At 43.7% G+C, this 15,123-nt stretch carries 12 protein-coding genes; 6 read left to right on the top strand and 6 right to left on the bottom strand.

What is annotated here, in order from left to right; translation table 11 throughout:
* The first annotated feature begins 391 nt into the window (after positions 1-391).
* From V7K67_RS09670 to V7K67_RS09660, 3 genes are all read left to right on the top strand, one after another.
* Entirely contained in the window at positions 392-2,581 is a 2,190-nt protein-coding gene (locus tag V7K67_RS09670; RefSeq protein WP_335166291.1) for a cation:proton antiporter, read from the top strand.
* Positions 2,582-2,585: 4 nt separating this feature from the next.
* A complete protein-coding gene (locus V7K67_RS09665; protein WP_335166290.1) occupies positions 2,586-3,068 on the top strand; it encodes a hypothetical protein in 483 nt (160 codons plus the stop codon).
* A 465-nt stretch (positions 3,069-3,533) separates the two neighbouring features.
* On the top strand, positions 3,534-4,373 hold the full coding sequence (locus V7K67_RS09660) for an AMIN domain-containing protein (protein WP_335166288.1): 840 nt from the start codon (positions 3,534-3,536) through the stop codon (positions 4,371-4,373).
* A gap of 103 nt (positions 4,374-4,476) precedes the next feature.
* On the opposite strand, the gene V7K67_RS09655 is transcribed toward V7K67_RS09660, so the two are convergent.
* The 5 genes from V7K67_RS09655 to V7K67_RS09630 all read right to left on the bottom strand — a co-directional run bounded on the left by V7K67_RS09655 (position 4,477) and on the right by V7K67_RS09630 (position 9,934).
* The gene (locus tag V7K67_RS09655; protein WP_335166286.1) at positions 4,477-5,016 is read right to left on the bottom strand and encodes a DUF3172 domain-containing protein; all 540 of its coding nucleotides are present in this window, start codon (positions 5,014-5,016) and stop codon (positions 4,477-4,479) included.
* A gap of 1,071 nt (positions 5,017-6,087) precedes the next feature.
* The gene (locus V7K67_RS09645) at positions 6,088-6,855 is read right to left on the bottom strand and encodes a phosphatase PAP2 family protein (RefSeq protein ID WP_335166284.1); all 768 of its coding nucleotides are present in this window, start codon (positions 6,853-6,855) and stop codon (positions 6,088-6,090) included.
* Between the two features lie 36 nt (positions 6,856-6,891).
* Positions 6,892-8,133, bottom strand: a complete 1,242-nt coding sequence (locus V7K67_RS09640; protein WP_335166282.1) for a hypothetical protein — start codon at positions 8,131-8,133, stop codon at positions 6,892-6,894.
* A gap of 525 nt (positions 8,134-8,658) precedes the next feature.
* Positions 8,659-9,564 (bottom strand): CoB--CoM heterodisulfide reductase iron-sulfur subunit B family protein, encoded by a 906-nt coding sequence (locus V7K67_RS09635; protein ID WP_334709277.1) that lies wholly within the window; start codon positions 9,562-9,564, stop codon positions 8,659-8,661.
* Positions 9,565-9,775: 211 nt separating this feature from the next.
* Positions 9,776-9,934 carry a hypothetical protein gene (locus V7K67_RS09630; RefSeq protein WP_334730610.1) on the bottom strand — a complete coding sequence of 53 codons (159 nt, stop codon included), beginning with the start codon at positions 9,932-9,934 and terminating at the stop codon, positions 9,776-9,778.
* Between the two features lie 49 nt (positions 9,935-9,983).
* Between V7K67_RS09630 and acpP the strand changes: the two genes are divergently transcribed.
* From acpP to tkt, 3 genes are all read left to right on the top strand, one after another.
* On the top strand, positions 9,984-10,238 hold the full coding sequence (acpP, locus tag V7K67_RS09625) for an acyl carrier protein (protein ID WP_292849994.1): 255 nt from the start codon (positions 9,984-9,986) through the stop codon (positions 10,236-10,238).
* A gap of 237 nt (positions 10,239-10,475) precedes the next feature.
* Positions 10,476-11,726, top strand: coding sequence for a beta-ketoacyl-ACP synthase II (gene fabF, locus V7K67_RS09620; RefSeq protein WP_334730611.1), 1,251 nt, complete (start codon positions 10,476-10,478; stop codon positions 11,724-11,726).
* Between the two features lie 278 nt (positions 11,727-12,004).
* The gene (gene tkt / locus V7K67_RS09615; RefSeq protein WP_334730612.1) at positions 12,005-14,032 is read left to right on the top strand and encodes a transketolase; all 2,028 of its coding nucleotides are present in this window, start codon (positions 12,005-12,007) and stop codon (positions 14,030-14,032) included.
* A gap of 153 nt (positions 14,033-14,185) precedes the next feature.
* Here the strand turns inward: tkt and V7K67_RS09610 are convergent, their stop codons facing one another.
* Positions 14,186-15,034: a CmcJ/NvfI family oxidoreductase gene (locus V7K67_RS09610; protein ID WP_334730613.1), complete on the bottom strand. Its 849-nt coding sequence runs from the start codon at positions 15,032-15,034 to the stop codon at positions 14,186-14,188.
* Between the last annotated feature and the right edge of the window lie 89 nt (positions 15,035-15,123).

Below are 15,123 nucleotides of genomic sequence, written 5' to 3'. Positions count from 1 at the left end.
CACGATGTTTCAATGTGTCCTTGTACAAATCCCCTGATTTTAATTATGGGGATTTCCCTGTTGCCTGTTGCCCGTTCCCTGTTCCCTTTTAAGAACAAAAAGATTCCCGATTTCTTGAAGAAGTCGGGGATATGAGCCTCGCGGTGGAGAGCAAATTAAATAGTATTACCATATAACGCTAATTTTATTGCTATCGTTAATTTGGAAGTTATTTTAGATGTAGTTCCTAAAATCATCAGAATTCATATTTCACGGCTGCAACTGTATCGTAACAATAATTCATATAACCACGAAGCACAAATTACTCTTGGTTGTATCTAACAAGCTTGACATTTTCCAGTCTTTTAAAGAATTATCTTAGGGAAACCAGATAGTTAATTGTGAGGAAACCATGCACGTAGTTGTTCTCGTTCTGGTTGAGGTGCTGATTGTTATTGGACTTTCACGCCTAGTAGGTCTAGGATTCCGTTCTATTAAGCAACCGCTGGTAATTGGTGAAATTGTCGCCGGAATTATGCTCGGCCCATCTTTATTTGGTTTAGTTGCTCCCCATCTAGCAGTTACCTTGTTTCCACCAGAAACTTTTCCTTTTCTCAATGTTTTGTCTCAGGTGGGACTAATATTTTTCATGTTTTTGATTGGGCTAGAACTAAATCCCAAATACCTCGCCGGACAATTAGAAGTAGCGGTTTTAACTTCTCATGTCAGCATTTTAATGCCGTTTTCTCTGGGAACATTGCTAGCGGTGCTACTTTATCCCCTAGTTTCCAATGCAAGTGTATCTTTTACCGCCTTTGCTTTGTTTTTAGGGGCGGCGATGTCGATTACTGCTTTTCCAGTGTTGGCGCGAATCATTACTGAAAACAATTTACAAGGAACGCGTTTAGGAACGTTGGCGTTAACTTGTGCAGCAGTGGATGATGTGACAGCTTGGTGTTTGTTAGCAGTAGCGATCGCAGTTGCTCGGACTGGCGACTTTGCTGGTGCTATACCCACAATTATTGCCAGTATAGTCTACATCGGCTTGATGTTGACAGTGGGACGTTGGTTCCTGCAACGCCTTGCCAAACACTACCTCCGTGCGGGACGACTCAGCCAATTATTGCTAGCTGGGATTTATATGGGTGTGGTTGCGTCGGCATTAATCACCGAACTAATTGGGATTCACTTAATTTTTGGGGCATTTTTACTGGGAGCAGCCATGCCCAAAAATGAAGATTTAGTGCGGGAATTGGCAGTAAAAACGGAAGATTTTGTCCTGATTTTCTTGCTACCAATATTTTTCGCCTACAGTGGTTTACGGACAGAGATTGGCTTGCTCAACCGTCCCGAATTGTGGCTTTTGTGTGCGTTGGTTTTAGGAGTGGCGATCGCAGGCAAGTATATTGGTACTTATGTAGCGGCCCGTGTCAGTGGCATTAATAAACGGGAAGCCTCGGCACTGGGTTGGTTAATGAATACTCGCGGCTTGACCGAACTAATAGTGCTAAACATTGGTTTAGAGTTAGGGGTAATTTCCCCCTTAATATTTACCATGCTGGTAATTATGGCATTGGTAACTACATTCATGACCTCGCCACTGCTGGAATGGACATATCCGAAGAAGCTGATCAGGTTAGATGTAATAGAACCAGTGTTAGAAGCAGAAACAGCTACAAGCGCTACTGATGCCGACACTTACATTCGTCCCTACCGAATTTTGGTGCCCGTAGCTAATCCGAGTACCCAAAAAGGCTTGGTACAGTTGGCAGTCAGCATTGCTCTCAACTCCCGACATCCCGCCGTGGTTAATCCTCTTAGCCTGATTGAATTTGAAGAAGATTATGCCTTTGAAAGTACACCAGTTGAAGCAGACCGATTAATTGCCCAGCGCCGCCAGCAGCTAGAAGAATTGATTAATACTCTCGAACCGCTAGAAACACGCTCTCATGTGCATCCCATCGTTCGCATATCTAGCAATGTCGCACGGGAAACCGCACAGATAGCCGCACTAGAGCAAGTTGATTTAATTCTGGTCGGATGGCATCGCCCAGCTTTTAGTAGCAATCGTTTAGGTGGAAGAGTCGGTCAACTTCTCAGCACTGCACCAGTAGATGTAGCAGTATTTTTAGACCGGGGAAGCGATCGCTTAGAAAGCTTATTAGTACCTTATTCTGCAAATATTCATGATGATTTAGCCCTGATTCTAGCCCTCAGACTGCTAATCAATCATGAAACTTGTACGTTGCAGATTTTACATGTATTACCAGAAAACCGCCTCAAAGATGAATTGAATTACGAGTTGGACATAATGATGGAGCAATTACCGAGTAGTGTACGCGATCGCATAGAAATCAAAATTGTCCAAGCTCCAGAGGCAATCCAAACAGTAGTCGAAGCCTCAAAAAACGTAGACTTGACAATTGCTGGCACTAGCCGCACTTGGGGTATCGAACGTCAAACCTTGGGAAGATATACAGATCAACTAGCCATCCAATGTTGCTCCTCTCTGCTGATTACCCGTCGCTACAGTCAAGTCACCGCTCATCTAGCTTCCATGCTTCCTGACATTAGCAGTCAAGAGCCAACACTGAAAAATTAAGAGCATGAATCATTTCAACTTCAAATCTTTGGCTTTTTACGGAGTCGCAATCATGTCAGTGCTACTGTTGTTTAAAACTGTCAGTGTTTACGGAGAAAACAATCTCAAGGCTCCTCCTCCAGTTAACGGCCGATATCGTCTAACCCTAGCGGAGAATTTGCCGAATTGTGAAAAATCGGATACCCTGACGTTAAACATTGAACAGTCGGGTATTTACTTAAATGCCTCTGTATTACCGGCAAACGCTAAGGCCGACACTGACGAAAAGCACTCTCTGGCAGGCATCTTTAGAAATCAACAGTTAAATTTATCTGGGAAAGTTGGTAGTTCAATCCTTTGTAATATTCCTCGCCCCCAAAATGATCCTCTAAACTCAGTGACAATTCAAATGCAACTTGTGGATAAAGGTAATATTACAGGTCAATTATCCGTACAGGGCATTCCCCAAACGCTGAAATTTACCGCTGTGCCCCAAAAAGTTAATTGAAAAAGGGACTGGGGATTAGGGACTGGGGATTAGGGACTGGGGATTAGGGACTGGGGATTAGGGACTGGGGATTAGGGACTGGGGATTAGGGACTGGGGATTAGGGACTGGGGACTGGGAAAATTGTTCGGGGATTCAGATAACTACCCAAGTTTTGTTCGCGCAGCGTCTCGTAAGCTGCCACGCATCTAGTTTTTTAGCTGCCTCTAGGCTATGGAAGGGTTTTAGACCCAAAATTATACAATTTAAATGCACGACAGCTTATGAGAAGAAAACTCTTCCTAGTCCCCAGTCCCCAGTCCCCAGTCCCCAGTCCCAGAGCGCCTCCTAAAAGACTTGCTGCGCCGAAGTCGGGGAATCCTGGCGCGACATGTTGAATTAGGGAGTGGGTAGAGACGCGATTGGCAGCGCGAAGTAAACGGCAATGTGAGCGCATTGTATGGGTTTTATGGAGCAAATAAAAAGAATGGATCAGGGACTAAAGACTAGGCAATTTTGCCAATGGGGCAAGCAGCTATTTAGCATCAGTATATTAGGCTTTTACGCAGCGATCGCCCTCGAAACTTGCACCACTGCTGCTACACCAGGGGCCAAGCTAGATAATTGGCGTTTTTCTCCCAAGACACAGCAACTTGAAATCACTCTCTCAGCAGGCACAACCCCCCGTTATTTCTACCTGGCCAAACCCTCGCGTCTGGTTGTAGATTTACCGAATACTAAGTTGGGCAAAGTTACCACGCTGCAAAATTATTCTGGAGCAATTAAAAGCATTCGCGTTTCTCAACTGAACGCAAACGACACACGCATTGTCTTAGATTTAGCACCAGGGACTATTTTTAATCCCAAACAGATACAACTGCAACCCGTTTCCCGCAAAAACTCCACTCGTTGGGTGTTACGTCCGGTTATTTCTGGTAAAACTACTGCCGTGAAAGCAGGAAACTCCTCACCTTCACCCAAGAAACAACCTCAAACACCCTATAAGTCACAGCCGCCGAGTAACTTACCCGTAACCACTACGAATCAACAACCGCCCTTACTTACAGTTCCGCCTCCATCCAATGAACTACCCTCAGCAATTATTACCAACTCAGGGCAGCCTTTTGTCACCGTACCCCCCCTAACTCCGAATACATCCTCTCAACAACCTGCTTTAACTCTTCCCCCGCCTTCTTTCCCAAATCAGCCCAATAATTTGAATAATATTCCCCCTGTCGGGATATCTGAATTTCCAGTTCCAACAATCCCCAATGCTCCCGATCCCCAGATCATTGAGTTTGGTCAACCTCTTCCTAAAAGGAGATAGGGAATGGGGGGATGAGAGAGATGAGGGGGATGAGGGGGATGAGGGGGATGAGGGAGCAGGGGAGAATAATTAATGACCAATGCCCCATGCCCAATGCCCAATTTTAAAATCTGTCCGTTTGCTGAGGTGTTCCAACTGCTCCTGGTTGAGCAGTGAAGAAGTTTTGAGCGGCTTCATTCTGATATATGCATCTAATATCAGGTTTCTCACCGTCCAAGTTCCCTGTAAAACCAAAGGTGTTCAGGCGATTTTTGCAATCTCTTACCTGCTCGGATGTCACCAGCTTACGTTGCTCTAAAATTGCCCAGTCATTTTGTCGAATTACACATCCAGGACGCATACTCGGTTGGGAAACATAAACATTAAAGGGGTTGAGAGTAATGAACAATCTAGCGTCCGTCACCATAGCGCTAGCTCCATACTGCACACAAATTTCTGGGTTTGGTGCTTTGAGATCAATGAATTCACGGGAAGCTACATTTGATGGAGCCAACGTGGTTGTAGAACTAAAAGCAATGCCAATCCCAATTCCCAAAATCAACACCCCTCCCATAATTGCGATGGTGGTGAAGTTAAATAGAGGGGATTGGAAAACAGAGGGTTTAGAAGTAGTAGCCGATCTACCAGTAGATTTACGTCTCATTGTTGCTTAATCACCTTCACGCCGATTTGGCAGGGAGTTGTCTAAAGTTTTCTCCCTCTTTCAGTATGCCTATTCTTGACTTTAATTGCCTGTAACTTTCTGTGCAATATTCTTGTTAAATCCGAGGAATAGGAAGTTATCTAGATATCTGGACAGAATTTTAAGGTTGTTTGAAAAGTCTAATTTATTATTCATCGGGCGACTGGAAGTCGCGGCTACACAAACCAAACCCACCTCCGTGGGTTAAAAACTCTTGATTTTCTCTTAGTCCACGGAGGTGGACTAGGTTTTGTATATTAGCGACTTCCAGTCGCCTAATACTTTTCAAACATCCTCTTAAGCCAAGTCGTACTAGTCGGTTGTTGTTTCTATCCGGAATAATTAATGAGTATCTTTGTTTATTTTATCGTTAACGAATTGTTATTAGTTATGACCTTTGCGCTGCTTGACTTGATTAATCACTTGTAAACAATTTATTTGTGAATTATACCATATTTTTCATTTTTATCAGATACAGTTAACTGAATTTTCACAATTAATGTAGTAATAATGCTTAAAACATCTAGATTTTGTTGTTAATTTTAAATTTTTAAGATGAGATATTTTTATTACCCCTTGTAATTGATGTGTAAAACAATGTAAATTAATACTTAATAAAATTTTGATAAGTAATTGAAAGCACGTGATATCTCAAAGAACGCTATCTTCGGGCAAGAGGTTCAAAACTTCGCAATTGCAAATCTTCCTAGCTGATAGTCTGACTATTTTTTGGGGAGATTGGTTAGATTTACGTGTGAGAATCTTAACCAATTGCGGCATCAGGCTTAATATCTCCACTTTATCATTATCCCCATGTCATTCTTAGGAGCGACCTTCTTTGACCCAGCGACATTACCAACGGCTTTCAAAGTCTTAGTTTACCCTTGTCCCAATTTCCTTGGTACAGCATACCGATTTTGCTGGTGGTTGCGATCGCTCTTTCCCTGTGGGGTGGTTATAAATTTGCCCATCAACAGGATTAAAATAGGGGAGATTTAGATAGGGATTCAGACCCCAATTAAATCTTAAATGTTACTCCTCAGTTATCAACTTTCTTTCTTCCGGGAGTAAGGTAGTTTCATCCTCAGCGCGTTCGCCATCTACAGATTGAGCTTTAGTACTATGGGGTTTGATAATTAGACTGACGCCAATTGTCCAACCTAATGCAACCATCCAACCTGCGAGAATGTCACTAGGAAAATGAACTCCCAGATAAAGACGACACCACGCAATAGCGATGACATATAAGCTGCCGAATATGAGAACCAACCAGCGCCAGGAACTAGCCCAAGTTAAAAATAGCAAAATTGCTACCAGAGTTATACTCGTCATGGCATGACCACTGGGAAATGCAAAACTAGACTCAGGTGCAATAGACTCCCACAATTGTGGACGTACTCGATGCATTAATTGCTTCGCTGTGCGGTTGATGATCACACTTCCCAATGAGGCGGTGAGTAAATAAGCTAGCGATCGCCAGCGTTTTTGAAGTAGTAAGATAATTGCGATCGCACCTAAAATCGGTATCGCCGTCCAAGGCAACCCAATTATAGCGAGGGTGACAGCTAAAACATCTAACTGTGGGTTAGCTGTAGAATGGACTGTTAACAAAATAGGCACATCCCACGGTAAGCCTGCTTGATTCTCCCATATCTTCACTGTCAGGATTTCAAATACCTGCAAAGGTAAATATACTCCTATCAACAGCAGTAAGAGCGATCGCCAACGAGCAATTAACAAGTTTTTGAGAAAATCAAGCGGCGACTGACTCTCTTGGTTAGCTGTTTTCACTTTTTCCATATCTAAATTAAAAAGACTAATCAACGACTTCACTGATTACAAATTACTGGAATTTTGAGCAGTTCCACAATGTTTACAGTACGACAAATGCTTATAAGTAAGATTATGACAGTTTTGGCATTCAACGTACTGATAATAACCGCAGTGCGGACAGTAAGTATCAAGATGTCGAATTTTCTTGGCGCAATTGACGCAGCGGGATTTTTGAACTCTGCTAGCTGCTTGGACTTTGGCATTGAAGACAAATTTTTGAAAAAACTGGATAATTCCAAAACCAATAATTGGAATCAGTAAGATATAAATATAATTGAGCAGGAAAAGTAAGCCACCAAAAAGGGCGCTAATTATCTCAAAGAAAAATTTAAATATTGCACCTATTTGGAGAAATTCAAATATTTTAACAATTAGTGGGATAAAAAAGATAACTAGCAAATGCCAGCTAATTAGCGAGACAAGCCCATATCTTCTTCTTTGGGCACAATTGTGAACTGATAAGGCAATGAGAATCAGTGGTAGAAGAAAAAGAGACTGAAAAACAAGCTGGATACTTGGATACCAAAATGATGCCTGCTGATAGCCTTTTTCAACTTCCCGGAATTGATTAGTATCTTTAATAAAGGCTAGAAAACTAATACTTTCTGGTTTGGTAAGCAGTTCATTTTTAAAAGTAGAAATTTCTGGTTTCAGGGTAGAGATTTGGCGATTATTTTCTTCTAATGTCTGTTTAGCTTTTTCAGCACTGACTCGATTAATTGATTGTTCACGACCCTGACCTGCAATTTTTTCTAATAACGTTGAGTCATATTGGGATTTAATAGTGCTATTGGTTTGTTCAAGTCTACTAATTTTTGCTTGTTTCTGATCAATAGTTTTGATAATTTGCTGCTTTTCAGGATTGTTAAGTTTATCTTTGTAGTCTGCATATTGCAGGCAAGTTTTAGAAACCTTACCTAAATGTCCTACTTCAGCTTGCTGATAGTTTCGCTGAAAGCTGAGTTGATTGTTCGGGTTATATGGCAATGAAAGTCTAACAATGTCATAGTCTTTATCTTTAGTGGTTTTTGTCTGATAATTTTGCCACTCGGAATAACATGGATAAGCTCCCGTTGGACTGATATGCCATCTGCTAATATCATCGAGTCCTGTAAAAACATTAATCAAGATAAAAATATCAATTATAATAATGACAACCAAACTGACTTTATTCAGGGGTTCGTTATTGATTGTCCTTGATTTACTAAAAATTTGACTCAAAATTTGGCGAATTCTGGCAAACATATTGTCTTTTAAATAAACGGAGATTAAATCCGAATCAATTTTATCTGATCCGTAGTGAGTAACTAGACCTGCCACTGTCTTGTTGACCACTAAATCAAAGATTTAGTGGGGGTGCAAAAATGCCGCTTATTCAAACGTCGTGTCTGAATACTTGCTTTTTTGGTCAGGAGTCAGAATTCATTCTGACCAAGCCCCTTCGGGGCGGGAACAGGGAAGAGGAAACAGGGAACAGTGCAAGAATTAGCCCCGAAGATTTAGGGTACAAGCCCCTAAATTTATTTATGAAAGAAATAAAAACATTTTTTAAGGGGACGCGTAGCGCAAGAAAAAATACGTCCTTGTACAAATCCCCTAATTTTAATTATGGGGATTTCCCTGTTCCCTGTTGCCCGTTCCCTGTTCCCTTTTAATCCTGAATTAGACATCTCCAGAAATTAAATATGCGTTATCCAGAGTCCTTGTAGAGACGTAGCAGTGCTACGTCTCTAGATTCTTTTTCGAAGATGTCTATTCTATTTAGATAAACTAAAACCCTAATTTTTCCAACACTGGCTTTGTGGAAACAACGTGACGTTCTAAACCCAATTTTTTTGGACTAACCCCAAGTGCCAAAGCAATCAACTGGGGTAAATGCAACACTGGTAAACCTAACTTCTGTTCTATCACCTTTTCTACATCTGGCTGACGCGAATCTAAATTTAAGTGGCATAAAGGACAAGGTGTAACTATACAATCTGCACCAGATGTTAAGGCGTCCTGAATATGCATCCCCGCCATTTTGAAAGATTGGGTAGTGGCATAACTAGAAAGCGGCCAACCACAACATTGTGTCCGACCTCGGTAATAAATAGGCGTTGCACCCACCGCCCGAAATACATTTTCCATTGCTTCCGGTTGAAAGGGGTCATCATCAGGCATAGATTTTTGGGCGCGGAGGAGATAACAGCCATAAAAAGCCGCACATTTTAATCCAGTTAACTTCTGGGTGACACGTTTGGTAATTTCCTCTAAACCGTAATCTGTTACTAAGGCGTAAAGAAGATGTTTAACGTCAGTACTACCACGATAAGGCGAACAGCCTTCTTTATGCAGCAAGCCATTAACCTGTTCAATGTAGACAGGGTTAGAAGTCTTACATTCTTTGAGGTGTTCGTTGACATGACCGATGACACCTTGACAAGTGCTGCAATGGGTAAGTAAGGGCAGATTTAATTCTTCTGCTAAAGCGATATTTCTGGCGTTGACTGTATCTTCTAGCAGTTGGGAATCTTCTTTAAATGTGCCAGAACCGCAGCAAGCAGCTTTTTTAAGTTCAACCAGTTCAATACCCAGTACTTGGGTCAGCGCTTGAGTTGACTGGTAAAGTTCCCGACAGGCCCCTTGGGCAACACAACCAGGGAAGTAAGCGTATTTGAGTGTCTGAGATACCATAGAAGTATGCTTGGGTTAGAGCGATCGCTTTAAACGATAACTGTTTTATCATCCCTTATTAGCACTAAAATTTTGATGTTTGACGTTTAGCAACACTTTAACCGTCTAGGTTAAAAGCTGTGGCATCGCCATATTCTGATTGCTAGCAAGGCTGTAAATACCGATCGAGACATTGTAAAAATTTTTAGCAATAATTGGAAAAACAAAGTGTTTACACAGTATCGGCGATGGTGTAGCCCGCTCCACTACCGAATTTTTCCAGAAAGCTTACCCCATTTATTTTAGGAATGGCAGAGGTTTTCTCACAGAAAAACTCTTGACAGTATACGGGCGATCGCGCTTGACGATAAGATGTATATGCTAAAAACAATATCTCCTCTAAAGAGTAGATCGTAGCAAGTGGTTAAGGACTTTTATTTATGAGCCAAGTGGAACTTTTTGAAAAGGTCAAGAAAATCGTCGTCGAACAATTGAGTGTTGAACCCCCTGATAAAGTCACACCACAAGCCAAGTTTATGGAAGACCTGGGAGCAGATTCCCTGGATATTGTTGAGTTGGTGATGGCTTTGGAAGAAGAATTTGAAATCGAAATTCCCGACGAAGCTGCCGAGCAGATTACATCGGTTCAAGACGCAGTAGATTACATCAATAACAAAGTTACCGCATCAGCTTAATTGGGGATTAGGGATTAGGGATTGGGGATTGGGGATTGGGGATTGGGAAGATTTTTCCCCGTACCTAGTCACCTTTGGGTAACGCTCTTAACGTAGCTAACGCCAGTCGCTCTAAGTCTGGAAATCCGACGCCAGTCGTTCATAAAGGAAACCTTTAAGACCGTGCTGGCTCACCAGTACCTAGTCGCTAGCCTCGAATTTTTTGCCTGCTGCTTTTTCGCCATTTTTAACTGAATCATGACAGATCATACACGTAAACGCGTTGTTGTAACTGGTGTTGGCGCGATTACACCTATAGGTAACACAGCAACAGAATATTGGAATGGATTATTAAGTGGACGCAATGGCATTGACTACATCACATTATTTGATGCGTCTCGCCATGATTGCCGGATTGCTGGTGAGGTGAAAAACTTCGATCCACACGATTACTTGGAGCGTAAAGAAGCCAAGCGTATGGATCGGTTTTCCCAATTTGGGGTTGCGGCAGCACAACAGGCTCTATCTAACGCGGAGTTAGTGATCAATGACCTGAATGCAGAACAGGTCGGTGTCATGATCGGTTCTGGTGTTGGTGGCATTAAGGTATTAGAAGACCAGCAAACTATCTACCTCAACCGTGGCCCCGATCGCTGTAGTCCATTCATGATCCCAATGATGATCGCCAATATGGCCGCAGGATTAACGGCAATTCACACGGGTGCGAAAGGGCCAAACTCCTGCCCCGTAACTGCCTGCGCTGCTGGCTCCAACGCCATTGGAGATGCTTTTCGCTTAATTCAAGGGGGATATGCCCAGGCGATGATTTGCGGGGGAACAGAGGCAGCTGTCACACCATTGTCGATAGCTGGGTTCGCCGCCTGCAAGGCACTCTCTTTTAGCAATGATGATCCAGCCCATGCTTGCCGTCCCTTTGACCGCGATCGCAACGGATTTGTTTTGGGTGAAGGTTCCGGAATTTTAATTCTAGAAGAACTGCAACACGCCATCAGTCGCGGCGCTCACATTTATGCCGAAATGATCGGCTATGGTATGACCTGTGACGCCTACCATATCACCTCCCCTGTACCTGGTGGACTCGGAGCCGCTAGAGCCATCGAACTAGCCCTCAAGGATGCCGGCATAACTCCCGAACAAATTAGCTATATTAACGCCCACGGCACTAGCACCCCAGCTAATGATTCAACTGAAACCTCAGCAATCAAAAAAGCCTTGGGAGAACATGCTTATAAGGTGGCAATTAGCTCCACCAAGTCGATGACAGGTCATTTATTAGGCGGTTCTGGCGGGATTGAAGCAGTGGCAACAGTACTGGCGATCGCTAACGACCAAATTCCCCCAACAATCAATCTAGAAAATCCTGATCCAGAGTGTGATTTAGATTACGTACCTCACTCTAGCCGCGCTCAAAAAGTTGAGGTAGCAATATCCAATTCTTTCGGGTTTGGCGGTCATAATGTCACATTGGCTTTTAAGAAATACGTCTAAAAGAAGGCAGGAGGCAGGAGACAGGAGTTTGATCCGACTCTGCTCGTTTGCCCAATGCCCAATGCCCGATACCCAAAGTATCAGAAATATCATTCCGATATAAAGTAAGCGTTCAGCATGACCCAATTATCAGCTTGATTTATCACCAGAAACTCAGGAGATCCCGCTTGTCCATCCACAAGCGGGAATGGGATGATGAGGATACTGTGGGGAATCTAAAATTACCCCAGCAAAAGAATCTACGAAGAGTGCTAACCCGTCGCTAAAAACAAGAGATTATGACTGTTGCAACCCAATCCTTCAAAGAATTGTCCGTCGAAGAACTGGCTATTAACTCGATCCGCTTCTTGGCGATTGATGCCGTAGAAAAGGCAAAATCGGGACACCCAGGACTACCAATGGGCGCGGCTCCCTTTGCTTTTGTACTTTGGGATCGCTTTTTACGCTTTAATCCCAAGAATCCCAAATGGTTTAACCGCGATCGCTTTGTCTTGTCTGCCGGTCATGGCTCAATGTTACAATATGCCCTGCTCTACTTGACAGGCTACGACAGTGTAAGCATTGAAGATATTAAGCAATTCCGTCAATGGGGTTCTAGAACTCCCGGACACCCAGAAAACTTTGAAACAGAAGGTGTGGAAGTCACGACTGGTCCCTTGGGTCAGGGAATTGCCAATGCAGTCGGTTTAGCGATCGCCGAAGCTCACCTGGCTGCTAAGTTCAACAAACCCGATGCTAAAATCGTTGACCACTACACTTACGTAATCGTGGGTGATGGTTGTAATATGGAAGGCGTTTCCGGTGAAGCTGCTTCTTTTGCGGGACACTTGGGATTAGGTAAACTAATTGCTCTGTACGACGACAACCACATCTCGATCGATGGTTCTACAGATGTAGCATTCACCGAAGATGTTTCCAAGCGCTTTGAAGCTTATGGCTGGCACGTCCTCCATGTCAAGGATGGTAATACCGATTTAGCCGGAATTGAAAAAGCGATCGCTGAAGCAAAAGCTGTCACTGATAAGCCAACTTTGATTAAGGTGACAACTACCATCGGTTTCGGTTCCCCCAATAAAGCAAACACTGCCGGTGTTCACGGTGCAGCCCTTGGCACAGACGAAGTTGCCTTAACTCGGAAAAATTTGGGTTGGGAATATGAGCCTTTTGAAGTTCCAGAAGCAGCCCTGAATCACTTCCGCAAAGCAGTTGAGCGCGGTGCTACTTACGAAACTGAGTGGAATAAAACATACGCCGACTACAAAGCCAAGTATGCCCAAGAAGCAGCTGAATTTGAAAATTACATTAGTGGCAAACTAGCCGACGGTTGGGATAAAGTACTCCCAACTTACACCCCCGAAGACAAGGGAGTACCCACCCGTAAGCACTCAGAAATTTCTCTGAACAAACTAGCGGCTGTTGTCCCTGGGCTAATTGGTGGATCGGCTGACTTAACCCACTCCAACTTAACGGAACTCAAAGGTATCGGTGACTTCCAAAAAGGACAATATCAAAACCGCAACATCCACTTTGGTGTTCGGGAACATGGTATGGGCGCGATCGCTAATGGCATAGCGCTACATGGTTCGGGATTGATTCCCTATGCAGCTACCTTTTTAATCTTCACCGACTACCAGCGTGCTGCTATCCGCTTATCTGCCCTCTCCCGCGCTGGCGTGATTTGGGTAACAACCCACGACTCAATTGGACAAGGTGAAGACGGCCCCACACACCAACCAATTGAAACCATCGCCTCCCTGCGTGCTATTCCTAACCTGACAGTAATTCGTCCCGCAGACGGAAACGAAAGCTCTGGGGCTTACAAAATAGCAATTGAAAGGGCAAGCCAAAATGCACCTACCCTATTGGCGCTCACTCGTCAGAATGTCCCCAATTTAGCAGGCACATCGGTTGAGGGTGTGGCCAAGGGTGGATACACCGTGGTAGATAGCGAAGGTACACCTGATATCATCCTAATTGGCACTGGTTCCGAATTGAGCCTCGCCGTTACCGCAGCCGAAAAACTCAAAGCTGAAGGCAAGAAAGTCCGTGTTGTCTCACTACCCGCATGGGATTTGTTTGACGCACAGGATGCAGCTTATAAAGAGTCAGTTCTGCCGAAAGCTGTCACCAAGCGTTTGTCTGTAGAAGCTGCTAGCAGTTTCGGTTGGCACAAGTACGTTGGTACTGAAGGCGATACTGTTAGTATTGATCGCTTTGGTGCTTCCGCTCCTGGTAATGTTCTCCTAGAGAAATTTGGTTTCACAGTTGATAATGTGTTAGCTAAAGCTAAGGCATTGTTGGGTTAATCGCAACAGAATATTCTCAAAATACTGTGGGGTGGGGTGGGCTGAAAAGCCCGCCTTTTTTTCAAGGCAAAGGAGGGTAATCAGGAAGCGTAAGCCCTAGGAAAGGACGTTTTAAACTTACACCGCAGAGTTAAATCAGGTTTACCCAGATTTTTAGAAGCGGTAGAAAACTACCGTCCTTAACTCAATACTCTGACGAGGTGGAGCATCCGATGGGCTAGTGGGGTCATCAAAGCCAGTATGACCGGCAAACCTAGCCCGTCCATCTTCTGCGGAGTCAAAGCACTTAATAAATAGCGCTTCGTCTTGCTGCATCTGCGGGAAATAAAACCATTGATGTGATGGGTTATAGGTGATTGAGTAAGTTTCGCCAGCGTAATTGGGATACAAGAGATCACCCGCCACCAGGTCTGTAGGTGCAATACTCAGAGCGTCGCAAACTGCCAATGGTGACTCCTGGACTGGTGCGATCGGTCGCCAAATGTTAATCAGTGCAAACCTTTTTTGCAGCGCTTGATCGATGTTATCTATTCCCTGCTCTGTCAATACCTTGCGGGCGCGAGTATAGCCAGATTTGGCTGTAAAGTCATTATGCACGCGCTTGACTGGTTCCCTAATTTCGTTCTCGCCTGGCTGCGAAATTTGAGCGTTACGAAGAGTGTGATCGAATATCAATACTTCCGTTGCACCTGTCACCTCTTTCAATAATTGCTTGGCTTCAGGATAATAAACGCTGCGGATCTCATCTTCATCATAGAAATCACTGACTTTACTTTTATGTGCGGTAAAGTCGAAGCCTTGGCGCTCTAAGGATACTTTATCTGAAATTTCCCGTGCATTACGGATTGGAACTTTGTGTGTCTCATACTTTCCGTTGGAGCGCGGAACCCCTGCTGGGGGTTCGTAGGCATAGTTGACAAGCTTTTCTGCCATCGGGGTGAGGTAGTTGAGTTCTGCCTCAACGTGTTTCAGGTCAGAGAAAAAACGATTGTCTCTGCTCATTGCTTACATCCTTGTTCAAGAAGTTCAGACAGATAAGATCCTGTAGAGTTGGAGTGTAATTACACTCAATACTCAGCCATTGATCGCAA

Origin of the sequence: Nostoc sp. (assembly GCF_036917155.1) — a bacterium.
GTDB lineage: Bacteria > Cyanobacteriota > Cyanobacteriia > Cyanobacteriales > Nostocaceae > Nostoc.
The sequence above is the reverse complement of the archived record's forward strand: the minus strand, read 5'-3'. Positions and strand labels throughout refer to the sequence as shown.

What these genes read in the sequence shown, in the direction of transcription:
- tkt (WP_334730612.1), top strand. Translation starts at nt 12,005, where the DNA reads ATGACTGTTGCAACCCAATCCTTCAAAGAATTGTCCGTCGAAGAACTG.
- V7K67_RS09640 (WP_335166282.1), bottom strand. Translation starts at nt 8,133, where the DNA reads ATGTTTGCCAGAATTCGCCAAATTTTGAGTCAAATTTTTAGTAAATCA.
- V7K67_RS09645 (WP_335166284.1), bottom strand. Translation starts at nt 6,855, where the DNA reads ATGGAAAAAGTGAAAACAGCTAACCAAGAGAGTCAGTCGCCGCTTGAT.
- V7K67_RS09670 (WP_335166291.1), top strand. Translation starts at nt 392, where the DNA reads ATGCACGTAGTTGTTCTCGTTCTGGTTGAGGTGCTGATTGTTATTGGA.
- V7K67_RS09635 (WP_334709277.1), bottom strand. Translation starts at nt 9,564, where the DNA reads ATGGTATCTCAGACACTCAAATACGCTTACTTCCCTGGTTGTGTTGCC.
- V7K67_RS09665 (WP_335166290.1), top strand. Translation starts at nt 2,586, where the DNA reads ATGAATCATTTCAACTTCAAATCTTTGGCTTTTTACGGAGTCGCAATC.
- V7K67_RS09655 (WP_335166286.1), bottom strand. Translation starts at nt 5,016, where the DNA reads ATGAGACGTAAATCTACTGGTAGATCGGCTACTACTTCTAAACCCTCT.
- acpP (WP_292849994.1), top strand. Translation starts at nt 9,984, where the DNA reads ATGAGCCAAGTGGAACTTTTTGAAAAGGTCAAGAAAATCGTCGTCGAA.
- fabF (WP_334730611.1), top strand. Translation starts at nt 10,476, where the DNA reads ATGACAGATCATACACGTAAACGCGTTGTTGTAACTGGTGTTGGCGCG.
- V7K67_RS09660 (WP_335166288.1), top strand. Translation starts at nt 3,534, where the DNA reads ATGGATCAGGGACTAAAGACTAGGCAATTTTGCCAATGGGGCAAGCAG.
- V7K67_RS09610 (WP_334730613.1), bottom strand. Translation starts at nt 15,034, where the DNA reads ATGAGCAGAGACAATCGTTTTTTCTCTGACCTGAAACACGTTGAGGCA.